Below are 15,574 nucleotides of genomic sequence, written 5' to 3'. Positions count from 1 at the left end.
CCGTCGCGGCTCAGCCCCGGTTGGGCACCAGCACGATGGCCTGGCCGCTGCCCACCATTCGGCCGGCCCATTCCGAAGCGTTGGCACCACCACCGAAGAACACGTCGCCGCGCGCAGGGCCCTTGATGGCGGCACCGCTATCCTGGGCAATCAGCAGGCGGCGATAAACCTCGACCTGGCCCGGCTTGCCGATCACCGGCCGCTGGGTGGCGATCCAGATCGGCGTGCCGTACGGCGTGAAACGCGGATCGACCGCCAGGCTGCGCTGCGCCGTGAGCGGCACGCCCTGCGACCCTGCTGCGGCGGTGCTGCGGGTGTCCTTGAAAAAGATGTAGCGCTCGTTTTTGCGCATCACGTCGCGGCCCTTGCCAGGATTGCGCTTCAGCCAGTTGCGGATCGCCGGCCAATTCGCGTCCTCGCGCTGCATCACGCCCATGTCAGCCAAGACGCCGCCGATCGCCGTGTATGGGCGATTGTTGGAGCCGTCGAAGCCGATGCTGAGCATGCCGCCTTCGGCCAGATGGATTCGGCCGCTGCCCTGGACCTGCACCTCGAACAGCGCGACAGGATCCTGTACCCAGGCGATTTCCAGTCCTTTGCCCTTGAGCGCGCCCTGCTCGATCTCGGCGCGCGTATAGTAGGGCCCGTCGCCGAGATCGGGCGGGCGGCGATAAACCGGCACCGTGTAGAGGCGCGAGGGCGCACGGCTGCCGCGCAGCTCCGGCTCGAAATAGCCTGTGAAGTTACCGGGCGACTGCACCACCAGGGGGCGGAAATTATCTTCGAAGAAGCGCCGGGCAGCGCGGGTGTCAGTGTCCTTCACTCCGTTGGCGGCGTCGCAGATCGCCTTCCATTCCGCCGTGGTCACGGTTTTTTCGCCACCATCGGTGACGATCCTGGTCTCCGGGCCGGTGATCAGCTTGGGGCAGGAACGCTTGTACGCGACGAGCGCTTCGCCCTGGCGGTCGTCGGCCCATCCCGGAATCTCATTGAACGAGATCGGCGCCATGCGCGCCTTGCTTTCCACGGCGTTGCCGGCGCTGCCGGCGCATGCAGACAGAAGTCCCGCGGCGACCAGCAAGGCTGCGCCGCCGGACAGGAAGCTCCAGCGCATGCGGACGTCTGCCTCCCCCTAGCCTTCGCTTTCGGTCTTGATCAGCAGCCAGTTAGGGTCGCTGGACCTGGTGTCGCGGCGGAATGTCCAGAGATCCACGACCTTCTGCACTTCGTTGGGGTTGCCGTCGGCGATCTGCCCGTCGGCGTTGCGCAGGACGTTGATCTGCTCGCTGACGAAACGGACAGTGACCTGGGCGAAGCCGCCCTGCATTTCCGCCATTGCGATGTCCGAGGCCTCGAAGCCGATCAGCGTGGTTTCGGCCTTCTCTCCCCGCTCGATGCGGCTCGTGATGGCTCCCTTGAAGCTGGCGAAGGTCTGCGGGTCGAGCAGCGACTGCAACGGACCGATGTCGCCCTTCGCGAAGGCTTCCACGATCGTCGTGAAAGCAGCGCGCGCACCGGCCGCAAAGCCGGTGGGCTCGAAGCCCGGATCGACGGCTCGGATCGCCGCAACGCCCGGTGCGGCCGCCGGCAGGACGCTCGACCGGATGCCGCCCGGTGCATTGACCGCGAGCGGCGGCCGCGGGCTGGGCGTATTGCTGTTCGGCAGGGGAATGACATTGTCGTTGCCCGACGGGGCATCGCCGATGCGCGGCGGGCCGGCTGTCGGCGGCGGTGTCGGGGGCGAAAAAGGATCGCGCGCCGGAGGGCGTTCGTTGCCGGTACGCTTGCCCAGCACGGCGCGCAGCCGCAGGATCAAGAAGATCGCGACGAGGCCGATCAAGATGATGTCGTAGTTATTACCCACGATGGCTCTCCGCCAGCCCGCAACCCAATCCCTCGAAGTTACATAGGCTGCGATTGGGGAAAGGGCAAGGCAGGCACCGGAGCGCCCGGCCAAATCGCCGCCATCATCTTTTCTCGAGCCAGAGGCTTGTCGACAGGGCCTCGCTCGGCGACGGCAGGCGTGCCACCACCGATCGTGTGAGCCGGTCACCCAGCCTCCGGGCTGCCCATACGCTCGAAAAGACTGGGATATAGGCGCCCGTCGTCAGCAGCGGCAGCACACCCTGCTGCTCGTTGTAGGCACGCCAGCCCCAGATCGGGGGGTAGTCGAAGGGCAAAAAGATATCGTGGATGTGGACCAGCACGCCGGAGGGCAAGCGCGGCAGGACGCGATTGAGAAGCAGGTCGACGTCGCTGCCCGGCATCAGGATATGACTGGAGTCGATGAACAGGATATCGCCGGGACCCAGACCGTCGAACAGCTCCGGTGCCGCCGCCTGGACCGTGGACAGCACCACCTGCACGCCAGGCAGGCCCGCGATATCGGCGCGCGGCGCGGGGTCGATGGCGAGGATTTCGCCCAAGCCGCCCAGCGCCTTGGCCAGAACGCGCGTCGAATGGCCGGAGCCGACCTCCACGACGTGCTGGGGTTTGCGGTCGCGCACCAGCGCATAGGCTGCCGCGGCGTCGAGCGAGGGAAACCACGACTGATCGAGCAGGCTGCGCTTGGCTTCGAGCGCCGCCGCGTGGCCGTCGATCAGGTCGATCACCACCTCGAAGGCGGCGGCATGCCGTTCGAACAACACCTCGACCGCCGGATAGGGTGGCTGCGCGCCGGGCGGCGGCAGCAGCGGCGCGTAGCGGTGCGGGATGAACCAGCCGCGTGGTGTCAGCCCCAGCACGGTCGGCAGGCCGAGCGCCAGCCGCCGCCAGCGGCCCCGAAGGCCGAGCGCGGATCTCACGACACCATGCCCACGATATTCATGATGCAAGGCTCATGGGACGAGCGTCAGGCCTTCGTGCGCGACGATCACGCGCGGCAGCCCGCTGGCGACGGTGCCGCGCCGCAGCGCCGCCGCCTCGCGTGCGACGTCGTCCATGAAGGCGTCGTTATGGCTGGGATCGTGATGGAAGATCACGAGCGTCCCGACGCCGGCCGCATCGGCCACACGCACGCCTTCCTGCCAGGTGGAGTGTCCCCATCCCTTGTAGCGCTCGTACTCGGCGTCGGTGTAGCTCGAATCGTAGATCATGACGTCGGCGCCGCGACAGAGCTCGACGATGGTCTTGTCGCGCTCGCCCGGCCGATGTTCGGTGTCGGTGATATAGCAGATCGCCTTGCCGTCATGCTCGATGCGATAGCCGGTCGCGCCATTGGGATGGTTGAGCGGCGCCGTCAGCATCGTGACCGTGCCGCAGAGCAGCGGGTCGCCGGCCTTGAACTCCGTGAATTTCACCTGTGCCTTGAAGATGTCGAGCGTCACCGGATAGATCGGTGCCTGCATCAGGTTGCTGACCACTTTCTTAAGCGTGTAGGGCGCTTCGAGATGGCCCGCCCACATCCGTACCGAATTGCGCGCGTCGAACAGCGGCGCGAAGAAGGTGAGGCCCGACAAATGGTCGAGATGCGTGTGCGTGAAGTAGATGTCGATATCGAGCGGTGCCAGGCGTGCCAGCTCGAGCCCGAGCGGGCGGATGCCGGTGCCGGCGTCGAAGATCAGCCGCCGGCCGCCGGCGCTCACTTCCAGACATGAGGTGTTGCCGCCATAGCGGGCGTACTCGGCGCCGGAACACGATATCGAACCGCGCACGCCCCAGAAGCGAACCTTCAGTCCCTCGGCCAATCGGCTTCCCCGAACTATCCTCTCATCAGAGTCCACAGGTGGCGGGCGGCGTCAACCGAACTGCGACCGCGGCTGTTTGGCCGCAATCTTGCGTAGACCCGAAGGAGGTAATCCGGATCGCGTGGAGTAACGTATTCTTGCATGTGTCCGGCCAATACGTTCCCAACGGGATGCGTTGCAGCCGAGCTCAAAGAGGGTGATACTTTAGCCATGGAAATGCGCACGGCCAAGTTCGCCATCGGGCAGGTGGTGAAGCATAGGATATATCCCTTCCGCGGCGTGATCTTCGATGTCGATCCGGTGTTCGCCAACACCGAGGAGTGGCTGTCGTCGATCCCCGAGGAGGCCCGTCCACGGCGCGATCAGCCGTTCTATCATCTGCTGGCGGAGAACGCCCAGACCACCTACGTCGCCTACGTGTCGGAGCAGAATCTGCTGCCCGACGAAACCGGCAAGCCGGTGTCGCACCCCCAGGTGCCACATTTCTTCAAGGAGATGAGGCGCGGCTACTACGTCAGCCGGGACCGCGCCCTGTACTGAGCCGGGCTGGTTAGTGCCCGGCCATGGCGCGGCCGATGGCGCCGACATCGGCCGATGCGCCCGGGGTCTGCAGCGCCAGCTTGCCGTCGAACATCACGACGATACGGTCGGAGAGCTGAAGTATCTCGTCGAGATCCTCGCTGACCAGCAGCACGGCGGCGCCGCGGTTGCGCGCCTGGATGATCCGCGCGCGAATCTCGGCGACGGCAGCGAAGTCGAGGCCGAAGCACGGATTGGCCACGATCAGCAGATCTCCCTCGCTCGAAAGCTCGCGCGCCAGAACGGCGCGCTGAACGTTTCCGCCGGACAGGCCCTTGATCGCCGCGTCGGGGCCGGGCGTTTTCACGCGATAGGCCTCGATCAGCTTGCGCGCTACATCGCGCATCGGCGCGCGACGCAGCCGGATGCCGTCCGGCGAGGACGGCGGCTGGTCGAACGAGCGCAGCGCCATGTTCTCCGCCACCGACATGTCGGCGACGCAGGCGTTGCGCAGCGGCTCCTCGGGCAGGCAGGCGATCTTGTGCCGGATCATCTCCGGCCGCGTCGCGGTGTAGCGCTCGCCATGGACCTTCATGCCGCCCGACCGGGCGTGGCGCTGGCCGGCCAGCGTCTCGACCAGCTCGCGCTGGCCGTTGCCCGAGACGCCTGCCACGCCGACGATCTCGCCGGCCCGTATTTCGAGTGACAGGTCTTCGACTGCGAGCTGGCCGACATTGTCGGCGACGCTCAGCGCCTCGACCTGCAGCACCGGTTTGCCCGGCCCGCGGCGGTCGCGCTCGACGACGGCGCGCGTTTCGCGCTGGCCGACCATCATCTCGGCCATGGCATCGTTATCGAGCTCGGCGGTGGGCCTGGTGCCGACCAGCTTTCCGCGGCGGAGCACGGTGACGGTATCGCAGAAGGCATTCACCTCCCGGAACTTGTGGGTGATGACGACGATGGTGAGGACCTTGTCCTGGGTCAGCTTCTTCAAGGTCGAGAGCACCTCGTCTGCCTCGTCGGGCGTCAGCACCGAGGTCGGCTCGTCGAGGATCAGCAGGTTCCGCTTGAGATAGAGCTGGCGCAGGATCTCGCCCTTCTGCTTCTGTCCGGCGGCGAGATCGGCGACCGGCGTGTCGAGCGGCACGGCGAACGGCGTGGTCGAGAAGAAGTCCTGCAGCTGCTTTCGCTCGCTCGCCCAATCGATGACGGCGGGGACGTGCTCACGGGAAAGCACGAAGTTCTCCAGCACCGTCATGTTCGGCACCAGCGTGAAATGCTGGTAGACCATGCCCAATCCGAGCTCATGTGCTTGGCGCGGATGGTCGATCGTGACCTGCCGGCCGTTCAGGAGGATCTCGCCCTGATCGGCCGCGTAGTATCCCATGGCGCATTTCACGAGCGTGCTCTTGCCCGCGCCGTTCTCGCCCAGCAGCGCATGGAAGGCCCCGGCCTGGATCTTCACCGAGATATTGTCGAGCGCCGCCAGGGCGCCGAAGCGCTTGGAGAAATCGATCAGCTCGAGCGATGGGGCGCTCATGCATCCCTCCTCATGCGATCGCCGCGATCACCGCCGTCGAATTGGCGACGGCGCCGAACACGCCGCCTTGCATCTCGACCATCTTGAGCGCGGCGGCGTGGTTGCCGGCATCGGTCGCGCCGGTGCAGTCCTCGAGGATCAGGCATTCGAAGCCGCGGTCGTTGGCCTCGCGCATCGTGGTGTGGACGCAGACGTCGGTCGTGATGCCGGTCAGCACAATGTTGTCGATGCCGCGCGTGCGCAGCATCAACTCGAGGTCGGTGGCGCAGAACGAGCCCTTGCCCGGCTTGTCGATCACCGGTTCGCCGGCGATCGGCGCGAGCTCGGGAATGATCTCCCAGCCCGGCTCGCCGCGCACCAGGATGCGGCCGCAGGGACCCGGATCGCCGATGCCGGCGCCGATCTGCTGCGAGCGCCAGCGCTTGTTGGGCGGCAGGTCGCTGAGGTCGGGACGATGGCCCTCGCGCGTATGGATGACGGTCCAGCCGGCCTTGCGCGTCGCCGCGAGCAACTTCCTGATCGGCTCGATCGGCGCGCGGGTGAGCGAGAGGTCGTAGCCCATCTTGTCGACATAGCCGCCGACGCCGCAGAAGTCGGTCTGCATGTCGATCACGATCAGCGCGCTGTTCTGCGGCCGGAGATCACCGTTCCACGGCCAGGCGTAGGGGCGGGATTTGACGTGCATGCGAGGTCCTCTACTTCACGGCGCCGAGTTCGCCGGGCGCCCCGCGCAGGCTGCGCTCGGGCGAGCAGGTGGCGATCATCAGGGCAAGGGTGAGTACATAGGGCGCGGCGCTGAACAGATAGTAGCCCTGGGTGACGCCGACCGACTGCAGCGCCGGGCTGATCGCCCCGGCCGCGCCGAACAGCAGCGACGCCCACAGGCAGCGCACCGGATCCCAGCGTGCGAAGATCACCAGCGCAACGGCCATCAGCCCCTGACCGCTCGACAGGCCTTCGTTCCAGCTGCCCGGATAGTAAAGCGACAGGAATGCGCCGCCGACCCCGGCGAAGGCGCCGCCGATCGAGGTCGCGATCAGCCGCACCTGATTGACCGAGGCACCGATCGCGAGCGCCGCATCGACGCTTTCGCCAGCCAGGCGCACGATCAGGCCCCAGCGCGTATTCTTCAGCGCCCAGGCCAGGGCGAAAGCGAGCACGATGCCGATCAGGAACAGGTAGTTCACCTGCAGCGCCTGGCGGACCTGCGGGACGCTGCTCCACCAGCCGAGGTCGATCGCGCCGAGGTTGGGTGCCTTGGGCTGGATGTAGGGCTTGCCGAGGAAGAAGGCCAGGCCGGTGCCGAACAGCATCAGCCCGATGCCGGTGGCGATGTCGTTGACCCGCGGCAGCTGGCAGATGCCGGCATGCAGCGCGCCCAGCAGCAGGCCGACCAGCGCCGCGACCAGCACCCCGAGCCAGGGCGAACCGCTCACCAGCGCGGTGCCGTAGGCGCTCATCGCGCCCATCACCAGCGTGCCCTCGAGGCCGAGATTGATACGGCCAGAGCGCTCGGTGAGGCACTCGCCGATGCTCACGAAGATGAACGGCGTGCTGACCCTGATCGCGCCTGCCAGCATGGCCAGGGGCACACCCCAGAATCCGAGGCCGGTGTCGTCCATCAGGTGGCTGCCTTCGGCTTCCACAGCCGGCCGTAAAGGGTTTCGCTGGCCAGGATGGCGACGAAGATGATGCCCTGGAGCACCACGACGGCGGCATCAGGGAGGTCGAGCCGGCGCTGCAGCAGGCCCCCTGAGGCGCCGATTCCGCCCAGCAGGATCGCGACCGGCACGATCGCCACCGGATGGTGGCGGGCGAGGAAGGAGACGAGGATGCCGGAGTAGCCGTAACCGACCGCCAGCGAGGCATTCGCCTTGCCGTGCACGGCGGCGACCTCGACCATGCCCGCGAGCCCCGCCGCCGCGCCGCCGGCACCGCAGGCGAGCAGCACGTAGCGGCCGACATCGAGGCCCATCATGCGCGCGGTCTTCGGGTTGCCGCCGATCACCTCCATCGCGAAGCCCCAGGTGGTGAAGCGCTGGAAGAGATAGATCACCAGGCAGGCGACGATGCCGTACACCAGGCCCCAGTGCACATCGGTGCCGGCGATGGTGCCGAGCATGTTCGCGTCACCGATCGGGAAGGTCGACGGCTTGTTGAGGCTCGACGGATCGCGCAACGGACCCTCGACGAAATGATTCATCAGCGCGATGGCGATATAGGTCAGCAGCAGGCTCGAGATCGTCTCGTTCACGCCGCGCCATTGGCGCAGACCTCCCGCGAGCGCGATCCAGGCGCCGCCCATGATCATGGCGGCCAGCGCCATCGTCATCAGCACCACGACCGGCGGCGCGCTCGACACCGCGATGCCGGCGGCCGCAGCGGCCACGCCGCCGACCACCAGCGCGCCTTCATTGCCGATGATCACCAGTCCGAGCCGCGCCGGCAGCGCGGTGCAAAGCGCCGTGAGGATCAGCGGCGCGGCGCGCGTCAGCGTGTTCTGCCACGAGAACCAGCTGCCGAATGCGCCTTGGTACATCAGCGCGAAGGCCTCCAGCGGATCGACTCCCGCGTAGATCGCCAGCAGTAGGCCGAACAGGACAGCCGAGGCCAGCAGGGCCAGCACCGGGACGGCGATTCGTTCGAGAGCGGTGTTCATCTCGCACTCATGTTCTCAAACTCTCAATTCCGCCCCTCCCCCGCTTGCGGGGGAGGTGGCGCGGTAATCCGCGACGGAGGGGCCGTGACGCGAGATGGTGCGTCACGGCCCCTCCGTCAGCGTAAGACGCTGACACCTCCCCCGCGAAGCGGGGGAGGGACGATGGTGTTATGTGCCGTTGCTCCGCTACGACGTCGCGCCGAGCACGCCTTCGACGAGGTAGTTCATGCCCTCGAGCTTGGGCTCGGTGATCACGTAGGACGTGCCCGCCGGAATGACGGTGTTGCCCTTGTTGTCCTTGAGCGCGCCCTTGTAGATCGAGAGGCTGCCGTTGAGGATCGCCATCTTCGCCGCGTCGGCCTTGTCCCGCGCTGCTGCCGGCACGGCCGGACCATAGGCGGAGGAGCGAACATAGCCTTCCTTGAGGCCGCCACGTACGAAATTACCGGGCGCCTGGCCCTTCTTCATCGCGTCGACCATGTCGACGTAGATCCGCTCCCAATTCCACTCGGCGCCGGTCAGGTAGCCCTTTGGCGCCAGCTTGGCCTGGTTGCAGTGATAGCCGCAGGTGTAGATGCCGGCGCGCTCGGCGGTCTCGATCACGACCTTGGGCGAGTCGACGTGGCAGGTCACGACATCGACGCCCTGCGCGACCATCGAGTTGGTGGCTTCCGCCTCCTTGACCGGCAACGACCAGTCGCCGGTGAAGATCGCCTGGGTGGTGATCTTCGGATTGACCGACTGCGCGCCCAGGGTGAAGGCATTGATGTTGCGCAGAACCTGCGGGATCGGCTTGGCGGCTACGAAGCCCAGCTTGCCGCTCTTGCTGACCGAGCCCGCGATGATGCCGGAAAGATACTGCGCTTCGTCGATGTAGCCAAAGTAGCTGCCGGTGTTCTTGGGATGCTTGCCCTCAGTCCACAGGCCGCCGCAATGGCGGAACTGGACGGCCGGGAACTTTCCCGCTTCCTTCAGCATGTGCGGGTCGAAATAGCCGAACGATGTCGGGAACACGAGTGTGGCGCCGTCGAGGTTGATCATGCTCTCCATCGATTTCTCGACGGCGACAGTCTCGGGCACCTTCTCCTCTTCGACGACCTTCACGCCCGGCATCTTCTTCAGGATCGTAGCCGCCTCGGCATGGGCCTGGTTGTAGCCGTAATCGTCGCGCGGCCCGACATAGATGAAGCCGATCACCAGAGGCTTCTGCGCGTTGGCCGCGCCCGCAAGTGCGAGTGCCGCTGTCCCCGCCGCACCGCCCAGCAGCGCACGCCGGCCGATTGTGAATCTGTCGATCATTGCTCTCCCTCCGCAATTTTTTGCCCGCCGAGTGGCGGCCTAAGGAGAGGTCAGCAAGGGGTGTGCCAGCGATTTAAGGTCGGAATCGTTGAGAAAATTCGACCTGCCGGCGCGAGATTGTATGCAACTCCCGCAAATTGCATTCTTTTTGGGCACTAACAGAACATTGGCACTTATCTTGTATGCATGAAAACCATGTCCTCGGAAAACCCAACCTTGACCGAAAAGCTGGCAACCGCGATCGCCGACGGCATCCTGGACGGCACCTTCAAGCCGGGCACGCATCTCGACGAGGTGAGCCTGGCACACCAGCACGGCGTCTCGCGGACGCCGGTCCGTGAGGCGCTGCGACAGCTCACGACCAGCGGTCTGATCGACATGCGCCCGCGGCGCGGCGCGGTCGTCTCCAAGGCGACGCAGGAGCAGATCGAGAGCCTGTTCGTCGCCATGGCCGAGATGGAAGCAACCTGTGCGCGGCTCTGCGCGCTCAGCATGACGCCGGTCGAGCGGCGGCGGCTGCAGGCCCGACACGAGGCGATGACCGGGCTGGCGATGAGCGGCGACCCCGACGCCTATTCGAATGCCAACGTCGCCTTCCACTCGGCGATCTATGCCGGCGCACACAACGCCGCGCTGGCGGAGTTCGCGATGGGACTGCGCCGCCGGGTCGGCCCGTTCCGCCGCGCCCAGTTCCGGGTGGAGGGCCGACTCACGCGCTCCACCCAGGAGCACGACGCGGTCGTGCGCGCGATCCTCGCCGGCGACGCTGCCGGCGCGCACGCTGCGATGCTGCATCATGTGAGCCTGGTGGAAGATGCTTTCGAGGCCTTCGCCGCGATCAACGTGGCGTAGCTGCTCTTGGTCTTGCCGGGAGCGCGGGTCTCCAGACCCGCGCTCCCGGCGATGATCAGTTCAGGGGGAACGGGAAGTATTTCTCGCTGATCTTCTTGTACGTCCCGTCGCTCATCATCTCGCCGAGCGCCTTGTTGAAGGCGTCGCGCAGCTTGATGTCCTCGCGCCGGATGCCCGCGGAGACGCCGACGCCCAGCGTCTGGGTGTCCTTGATGTCCTGGCCCATCACCTCGCAGCATTTGCCTTCCGGCTTCTGCGACCACAGCCACAGCTGCACCTTGTCGCCGAACACCGCGTCGACCTCGTCGCTGGTCAGTGCGTTCAGCGCGTCCGCCACGGTTGGGTAACGCTTGATCTGGGCCGAACGGCGAAAGCTCTTGTCGAGCCAGTCGAGGTGCGTCGAGTCCTTCTGCACGCCGATCTTCCTGTTGCGCAGCAAGGACGGCGGCCCGTCGAACGGCTGGCCCTTGGCGGCGATGAAGGCGCCAGGCGAGAGATAGTAGCGTCGCGACATGCCGAGCCGGCGGCGCCGCTCGTTGTTGACCTCGAGCGAGGACATGACGATGTCGAACTTCTTGTCGATCAGTCCCGGCACCAGATCGTCCCATTTGGCGGCGACGAACTCGCACTCCGCTTTCATCCGCTGACAGGCGTCCTGCGCCAGCTCCATCTCGAAGCCCGCCGGCAGGCCCTTGCGGTCGAGATAATTGAACGGCGGATAGGCGCCCTCGGTGGCAATCGTGATCTTGAAGGCGGGCGGTGTGAAGGGCGATTTGGGCGCGGGCGGCTTGGCCGGCGCGGGCTTGGCCGGTTGCGCCGCAGGTCGCGGCGCCGGCTTGGCCGGGGGCGGTTGCTGCTGCGCCAGGGCACCCGTCGCCAGTGCCAGCATCGCCAGGAACAGGACGACCAACCTCATGCGATGAGACGCTCCAGGAGCGCATTCAGCCGCTGGCGGCCGGCGGCTGTCGCCTTGAGATGGGCCTGGTCGACCGTGAGGAAGCCGGCCTCGACCAGCGGCTCGAGCTTCGCCTCGCCCAGCGCTTCGACGGGATCGGCGCCGGCGATCGATGCGAACAGCGCGCGGTCGATGCCGTCGGCGAGCCGCAAACCCATCATCAACGCCTCCTCCACCCGATCCTGCCCGGCCACAACCGAGGTCTCGACCGTGCCATGGCCGTCGCGCTCCACGGCTTCGAGCCAGTTCTCCGGCCCGTTCGCCCGCCGCGTCGCGCGCTTGGTCTCGCCTTCCGCGAAGCGGCCGTGTGCGCCCGGCCCGATGCCGACGTAATCCTGATACCGCCAGTAGATCAAATTATGGCGGCACGCCGCCCCCGGCCGGGCATGGTTGGAGATCTCGTAGGCCGGCAGCCCGGCGGCTTCGAGCCGCACCTGTGTGCGCTCGAACATCTCGGCCGCCTCCTCTTCGCCGGGCAGCACGAAACCGCCGCGCGCATGCTCGGCAAAGAAGCGTGTGCCGCGCTCGATGGTGAGCTGATAGAGCGATAGATGCTCGCCGGTGAGCGCCAGCGCGCGGTCGAGCTCGGCCGACCAGGCGTCCGGAGTCTGGCCCGGCCGGCCGTAGATCAGATCGAAGGAATAGCGCTCGTAATGGCGGCGCGCGGTGTCGATCGCCTGCAGCGCTTCATCGGCGGAATGCTCGCGCCCGAGGAACGCGAGCGCGGCAGGGTCGAGGGCCTGCACGCCGAGCGACACGCGGTTGACGCCGGCCTCGGCGAGAGCCGCGAACTTCGCCTGCTCGACCGAGGTCGGGTTGGCTTCGAGCGTGATCTCCACGTCGGGCGCGGTGTCCCAGAGCTGGCGCGTGCGCGCGATCACGGCGCCGACCGTTTCGGGCGCCATCAGCGACGGCGTGCCGCCGCCGAAGAAGATCGTCTCGACCCGTCGCGCCGGCGCTTCGCGCGCGGCGTGCTCGAGCTCCGTCAGCAGCGCCTTGCGCCAGCGCGCCTGCTCGACGCCGTCGCGCACATGGCTGTTGAAGTCGCAGTACGGGCACTTCGACTTGCAGAACGGCCAATGGATGTAGACACCCAGAGGAGCCGAGCGCGCCGCCGTCATCGAAAGCAGGCCTCGACCAGCTGGGCGAAGGCACGGCCGCGGTGGCTGATCGCGTTTTTCTCGTTGGCCGTCATCTCGGCCGTGGTGCGGGTCTCGCCGAGCGGCTGGAAGCAGGGATCGTAGCCATGTCCGCCGCTGCCGCGTGGCGGCCAGACGATGCGGCCTTCGAGTGTGCCGTGCACCAGCTCGAGATGCTCATCGGGCCACGCCAGTGCCAGGACGCAATGGAACGTCGCGCGCCGCGCCGCATCGGTGTCGGGCACGCCGCGCCGGACGAACTCGTCCTGGATGCGCTGCATGCCGACCATTGCGTCGCGCGTCGGACCTTCCCAGTCGGCGGTATAGACGCCGGGCTGGCCGTCGAGCGCATGCACGCTGAGGCCGGAATCGTCGGCCAGCACCGGCAGCCTGGTGGCACGCGTCGCGGCCAGCGCCTTGATCGTGGCGTTGCTCTCGAATGTCGTGCCTGTCTCCGGGGGCGCCGGCAGGCCGAGTTCGGCGGCCGAGACGATTTCCACCCCGAAGCCGGACAGCATGGTGTGGATCTCGTCGGCCTTGCCGCGATTGTGCGTCGCCACGACCAGCTTCGGCAGGACGAAGCGACGCGGCATCAGGCTTTTCCGATCGCCAGCCGCTGCAGCCGCGTCAGTTCGACAACGCCCTTCTTGGCAAGCTCCATCAACTCGACGAACTGCGCCTCGCTGAACGGCTCCTTCTCCGCCGTGCCCTGGACCTCGACGATGCCGCCGGTGCCGGTCAGCACGAAATTGGCGTCGGCGTCGGCCTTCGAGTCCTCGGGGTAGTCGAGGTCGAGCACGGCCGTGCCCTGCCACAGGCCGCACGACACGGCGGCAACCTGGCCGGTGATCGGGTTGGCGGTGAGTTTTCCTTCCTTGATCAGCCATTCGAAGGCGAAATGCAGGGCGACCCAGGAGCCGGTGATGGCGGCGGTGCGCGTGCCGCCGTCGGCCTGCAGCACGTCGCAGTCGATGTTGATCTGGCGCTCGCCCATGGCGGGCAGGCTCACGACGGCGCGCATCGAGCGGCCGATCAGCCGCTGGATCTCCTGCGTGCGGCCGGACTGCTTGCCGCGCGCGGCCTCGCGGTCGCTGCGGGTATGGGTCGAGCGCGGCAGCATGCCGTACTCCGCCGTCACCCAGCCGCGGTTGGTGTTGCGCATCCACGGCGGCACCCGCTCGTCGACCGAGGCGGTGCACAGCACGTGGGTATCGCCGAACTTCACCAGGCAGGAGCCCTCGGCGTGGCGCGAGTAGCCGGGCTCTAGGGAAATCTTGCGAAGCTGGTCGGGGGCGCGGCCGGAAGGGCGCATGATCTGTCTCCTGGGGTCGGGACAGGCGCTTATGGCCAAGTCGGCCGCGGGGGACAAGCGCGGGCCGGTCAGCCCTGCCGTACCATCCAGCCGCGGTGGCGATAGGCGCCCTTGAGCATCCGGAGCATCGTGGCGCCCTGGGCGATGATCAAAGTAGGGATCATCGCCAGCAGGATGGCGGCCTGAATCCTGAGCGGCACCACCCAGGATGTCACCGCCCACACGCCGACGAAGAAAAGCAGATAACCGAGATTGATTGCAAAGGCCTTCGGAAACAGTCGTCCAAAGCCATGCCGCCAGAGGTAGAAGGCGCCGAACAGGCCCGCCCAAAGGTATGACCAGCCGCCGACCTCGACGACGGTCTCATCCCTCGGATGTTCAAATCGATAGCCCCGGAACACGCGATAAACATACTATAGCCATCCGTTTACGGCCCAGTGACGCGTTGACCGCGAAGGCTGCAGTACCTAGGTTTTGTCATGGCTCTTCATCGATTCGGGATGCCCATAGCGACTCTGCCGGATTCGTCCTCGGGTCAGCGTCAGGCCGTAACGCCGATCGCCGCCTTGAACGATCGGGCGCGCGAGGTTCTGCGCCTGGTCGTGGAAAGCTACGTTGAAACCGGCGAGCCCGTCGGATCGCGCGCGCTCACGCGCAAGATCACCGAGACGCTGTCCCCGGCCACGATCCGCAACATCATGGCCGACCTGCAGGATGCCGGGCTGCTTTACGCGCCGCATACCTCGGCCGGCCGGCTGCCGACCAATGCCGGGCTGCGGCTGTTCGTCAACGGCCTGCTCGAAGTCGGAAATATTTCTGACCAGGAGCGCGAGAGCATCGAGGCGCGCTGCACGGCCGCCGGCCGCAGCATGAATGAAGCGCTCGAGCAGGCGACCAGCCTGCTGTCGGGCCTGTCGCGCTGCGCCAGCGTGGTCATGGCGCCCAAGACCGAGCAGCCTCTGAAGCACATCGAGTTCGTGAACCTGGGACCGGGCCGGGCGCTGGTCGTGACGGTCACCCAGTCGGGCCAGGTCGAGAACCGGCTGATCGACACGCCGATCGGCATGCCCGCCTCGGCGCTGACCGAAGCGAGCAACTACCTCAATGCGCGGCTCTCCGGCCGCACCTTCGAGGATGCGCGCAGGCTGATCCTCGAAGACATCAAGCTGAAGCGCGCCGAGCTCAACGACCTCACCGCCCGGGTGATCGAATCCGGCCTCGCGACCTGGGCGGGCGAGCCGGGCGGCGCGCTGATCGTGCGCGGCCAGGCGCGCCTGCTGGAGGACATCACCGCGATCGGCGACCTCGAGCGGGTGCGCCTGCTGTTCGATGCGCTGGAACGCGGCGAGAGCTTCGCCCGCCTGCTCGAGCTCGCCAACAGCGCCGCCGGCGTGCAGATCTTCATCGGCGCCGACAATCCGCTGTTCTCCAACACCGGCTGCTCGATGGTGGTGGCACCGTTCCGCGATTCGCAGGAGCGCATCCTGGGCGCCATCGGCGTGATCGGCCCGACGCGGCTGAACTACGCCCGCATCATCCCGCTGGTCGACTACACGGCGCGGACGATCGGACGGATGGTTGGCTGAGAACGCCGCCGCTCACGCGCTCGCTCA

General features: G+C 66.9%; 17 protein-coding genes. 3 read left to right on the top strand and 14 right to left on the bottom strand.

Annotation, left to right across the window (positions count from 1 at the left end):
* Positions 1-10: 10 nt before the first annotated feature.
* The 4 genes from mltA to ACQY8M_RS05805 form a co-directional block, all read right to left on the bottom strand.
* Positions 11-1,114: a murein transglycosylase A gene (mltA, locus tag ACQY8M_RS05820; RefSeq protein ID WP_428669794.1), complete on the bottom strand. Its 1,104-nt coding sequence runs from the start codon at positions 1,112-1,114 to the stop codon at positions 11-13.
* A gap of 18 nt (positions 1,115-1,132) precedes the next feature.
* On the bottom strand, positions 1,133-1,864 hold the full coding sequence (locus tag ACQY8M_RS05815) for a Tim44/TimA family putative adaptor protein (protein WP_428669792.1): 732 nt from the start codon (positions 1,862-1,864) through the stop codon (positions 1,133-1,135).
* 103 nt (positions 1,865-1,967) lie between these two features.
* The gene (locus ACQY8M_RS05810; RefSeq protein WP_428669790.1) at positions 1,968-2,804 is read right to left on the bottom strand and encodes a class I SAM-dependent methyltransferase; all 837 of its coding nucleotides are present in this window, start codon (positions 2,802-2,804) and stop codon (positions 1,968-1,970) included.
* A 33-nt stretch (positions 2,805-2,837) separates the two neighbouring features.
* Complete coding sequence (locus tag ACQY8M_RS05805; RefSeq protein WP_428669788.1) at positions 2,838-3,686, bottom strand: MBL fold metallo-hydrolase; 849 nt, start codon at positions 3,684-3,686, stop codon at positions 2,838-2,840.
* Positions 3,687-3,902: 216 nt separating this feature from the next.
* Between ACQY8M_RS05805 and hspQ the strand changes: the two genes are divergently transcribed.
* Entirely contained in the window at positions 3,903-4,226 is a 324-nt protein-coding gene (gene hspQ, locus ACQY8M_RS05800; protein ID WP_428675317.1) for a heat shock protein HspQ, read from the top strand.
* A 10-nt stretch (positions 4,227-4,236) separates the two neighbouring features.
* Here the strand turns inward: hspQ and ACQY8M_RS05795 are convergent, their stop codons facing one another.
* The 5 genes from ACQY8M_RS05795 to ACQY8M_RS05775 all read right to left on the bottom strand — a co-directional run bounded on the left by ACQY8M_RS05795 (position 4,237) and on the right by ACQY8M_RS05775 (position 9,703).
* Positions 4,237-5,745, bottom strand: a complete 1,509-nt coding sequence (locus ACQY8M_RS05795) for an ABC transporter ATP-binding protein (protein ID WP_428669786.1) — start codon at positions 5,743-5,745, stop codon at positions 4,237-4,239.
* 10 nt (positions 5,746-5,755) lie between these two features.
* The gene (gene biuH / locus ACQY8M_RS05790) at positions 5,756-6,430 is read right to left on the bottom strand and encodes a biuret amidohydrolase (RefSeq protein WP_428669784.1); all 675 of its coding nucleotides are present in this window, start codon (positions 6,428-6,430) and stop codon (positions 5,756-5,758) included.
* A 10-nt stretch (positions 6,431-6,440) separates the two neighbouring features.
* Positions 6,441-7,367, bottom strand: coding sequence for an ABC transporter permease (locus tag ACQY8M_RS05785; protein WP_428669782.1), 927 nt, complete (start codon positions 7,365-7,367; stop codon positions 6,441-6,443).
* Positions 7,367-8,404, bottom strand: coding sequence for an ABC transporter permease (locus ACQY8M_RS05780; protein ID WP_428669780.1), 1,038 nt, complete (start codon positions 8,402-8,404; stop codon positions 7,367-7,369). Before ACQY8M_RS05780 ends, ACQY8M_RS05785 begins: the two co-directional genes overlap by 1 nt.
* 186 nt (positions 8,405-8,590) lie before the next feature.
* Positions 8,591-9,703 (bottom strand): BMP family ABC transporter substrate-binding protein, encoded by a 1,113-nt coding sequence (locus ACQY8M_RS05775; protein ID WP_428669777.1) that lies wholly within the window; start codon positions 9,701-9,703, stop codon positions 8,591-8,593.
* Between the two features lie 216 nt (positions 9,704-9,919).
* Here ACQY8M_RS05775 and ACQY8M_RS05770 point away from each other — a divergent pair, with 216 nt between their 5' ends.
* Entirely contained in the window at positions 9,920-10,555 is a 636-nt protein-coding gene (locus tag ACQY8M_RS05770; RefSeq protein ID WP_428669775.1) for a GntR family transcriptional regulator, read from the top strand.
* 55 nt (positions 10,556-10,610) lie between these two features.
* On the opposite strand, the gene ACQY8M_RS05765 is transcribed toward ACQY8M_RS05770, so the two are convergent.
* The 5 genes from ACQY8M_RS05765 to ACQY8M_RS05745 form a co-directional block, all read right to left on the bottom strand.
* On the bottom strand, positions 10,611-11,471 hold the full coding sequence (locus ACQY8M_RS05765; RefSeq protein WP_428669773.1) for a transporter substrate-binding domain-containing protein: 861 nt from the start codon (positions 11,469-11,471) through the stop codon (positions 10,611-10,613).
* Positions 11,468-12,631: a radical SAM family heme chaperone HemW gene (gene hemW, locus ACQY8M_RS05760; protein WP_428669770.1), complete on the bottom strand. Its 1,164-nt coding sequence runs from the start codon at positions 12,629-12,631 to the stop codon at positions 11,468-11,470. Before hemW ends, ACQY8M_RS05765 begins: the two co-directional genes overlap by 4 nt.
* Positions 12,628-13,242 carry an RdgB/HAM1 family non-canonical purine NTP pyrophosphatase gene (rdgB, locus tag ACQY8M_RS05755; RefSeq protein ID WP_428669767.1) on the bottom strand — a complete coding sequence of 205 codons (615 nt, stop codon included), beginning with the start codon at positions 13,240-13,242 and terminating at the stop codon, positions 12,628-12,630. Before rdgB ends, hemW begins: the two co-directional genes overlap by 4 nt.
* Positions 13,242-13,961: a ribonuclease PH gene (gene rph, locus ACQY8M_RS05750; RefSeq protein WP_428669765.1), complete on the bottom strand. Its 720-nt coding sequence runs from the start codon at positions 13,959-13,961 to the stop codon at positions 13,242-13,244. The genes rdgB and rph overlap by 1 nt, the downstream gene beginning before the upstream one ends.
* 68 nt (positions 13,962-14,029) lie before the next feature.
* Positions 14,030-14,362 (bottom strand): hypothetical protein, encoded by a 333-nt coding sequence (locus ACQY8M_RS05745; RefSeq protein ID WP_428669763.1) that lies wholly within the window; start codon positions 14,360-14,362, stop codon positions 14,030-14,032.
* Between the two features lie 99 nt (positions 14,363-14,461).
* Here ACQY8M_RS05745 and hrcA point away from each other — a divergent pair, with 99 nt between their 5' ends.
* The gene (hrcA, locus tag ACQY8M_RS05740; RefSeq protein WP_428669761.1) at positions 14,462-15,547 is read left to right on the top strand and encodes a heat-inducible transcriptional repressor HrcA; all 1,086 of its coding nucleotides are present in this window, start codon (positions 14,462-14,464) and stop codon (positions 15,545-15,547) included.
* Positions 15,548-15,574 lie beyond the last annotated feature (27 nt).

Origin of the sequence: Reyranella sp., from assembly GCF_965279465.1 — a bacterium.
GTDB lineage: Bacteria > Pseudomonadota > Alphaproteobacteria > Reyranellales > Reyranellaceae > Reyranella.
This window is presented reverse-complemented; position numbering and strand designations above follow the sequence as displayed.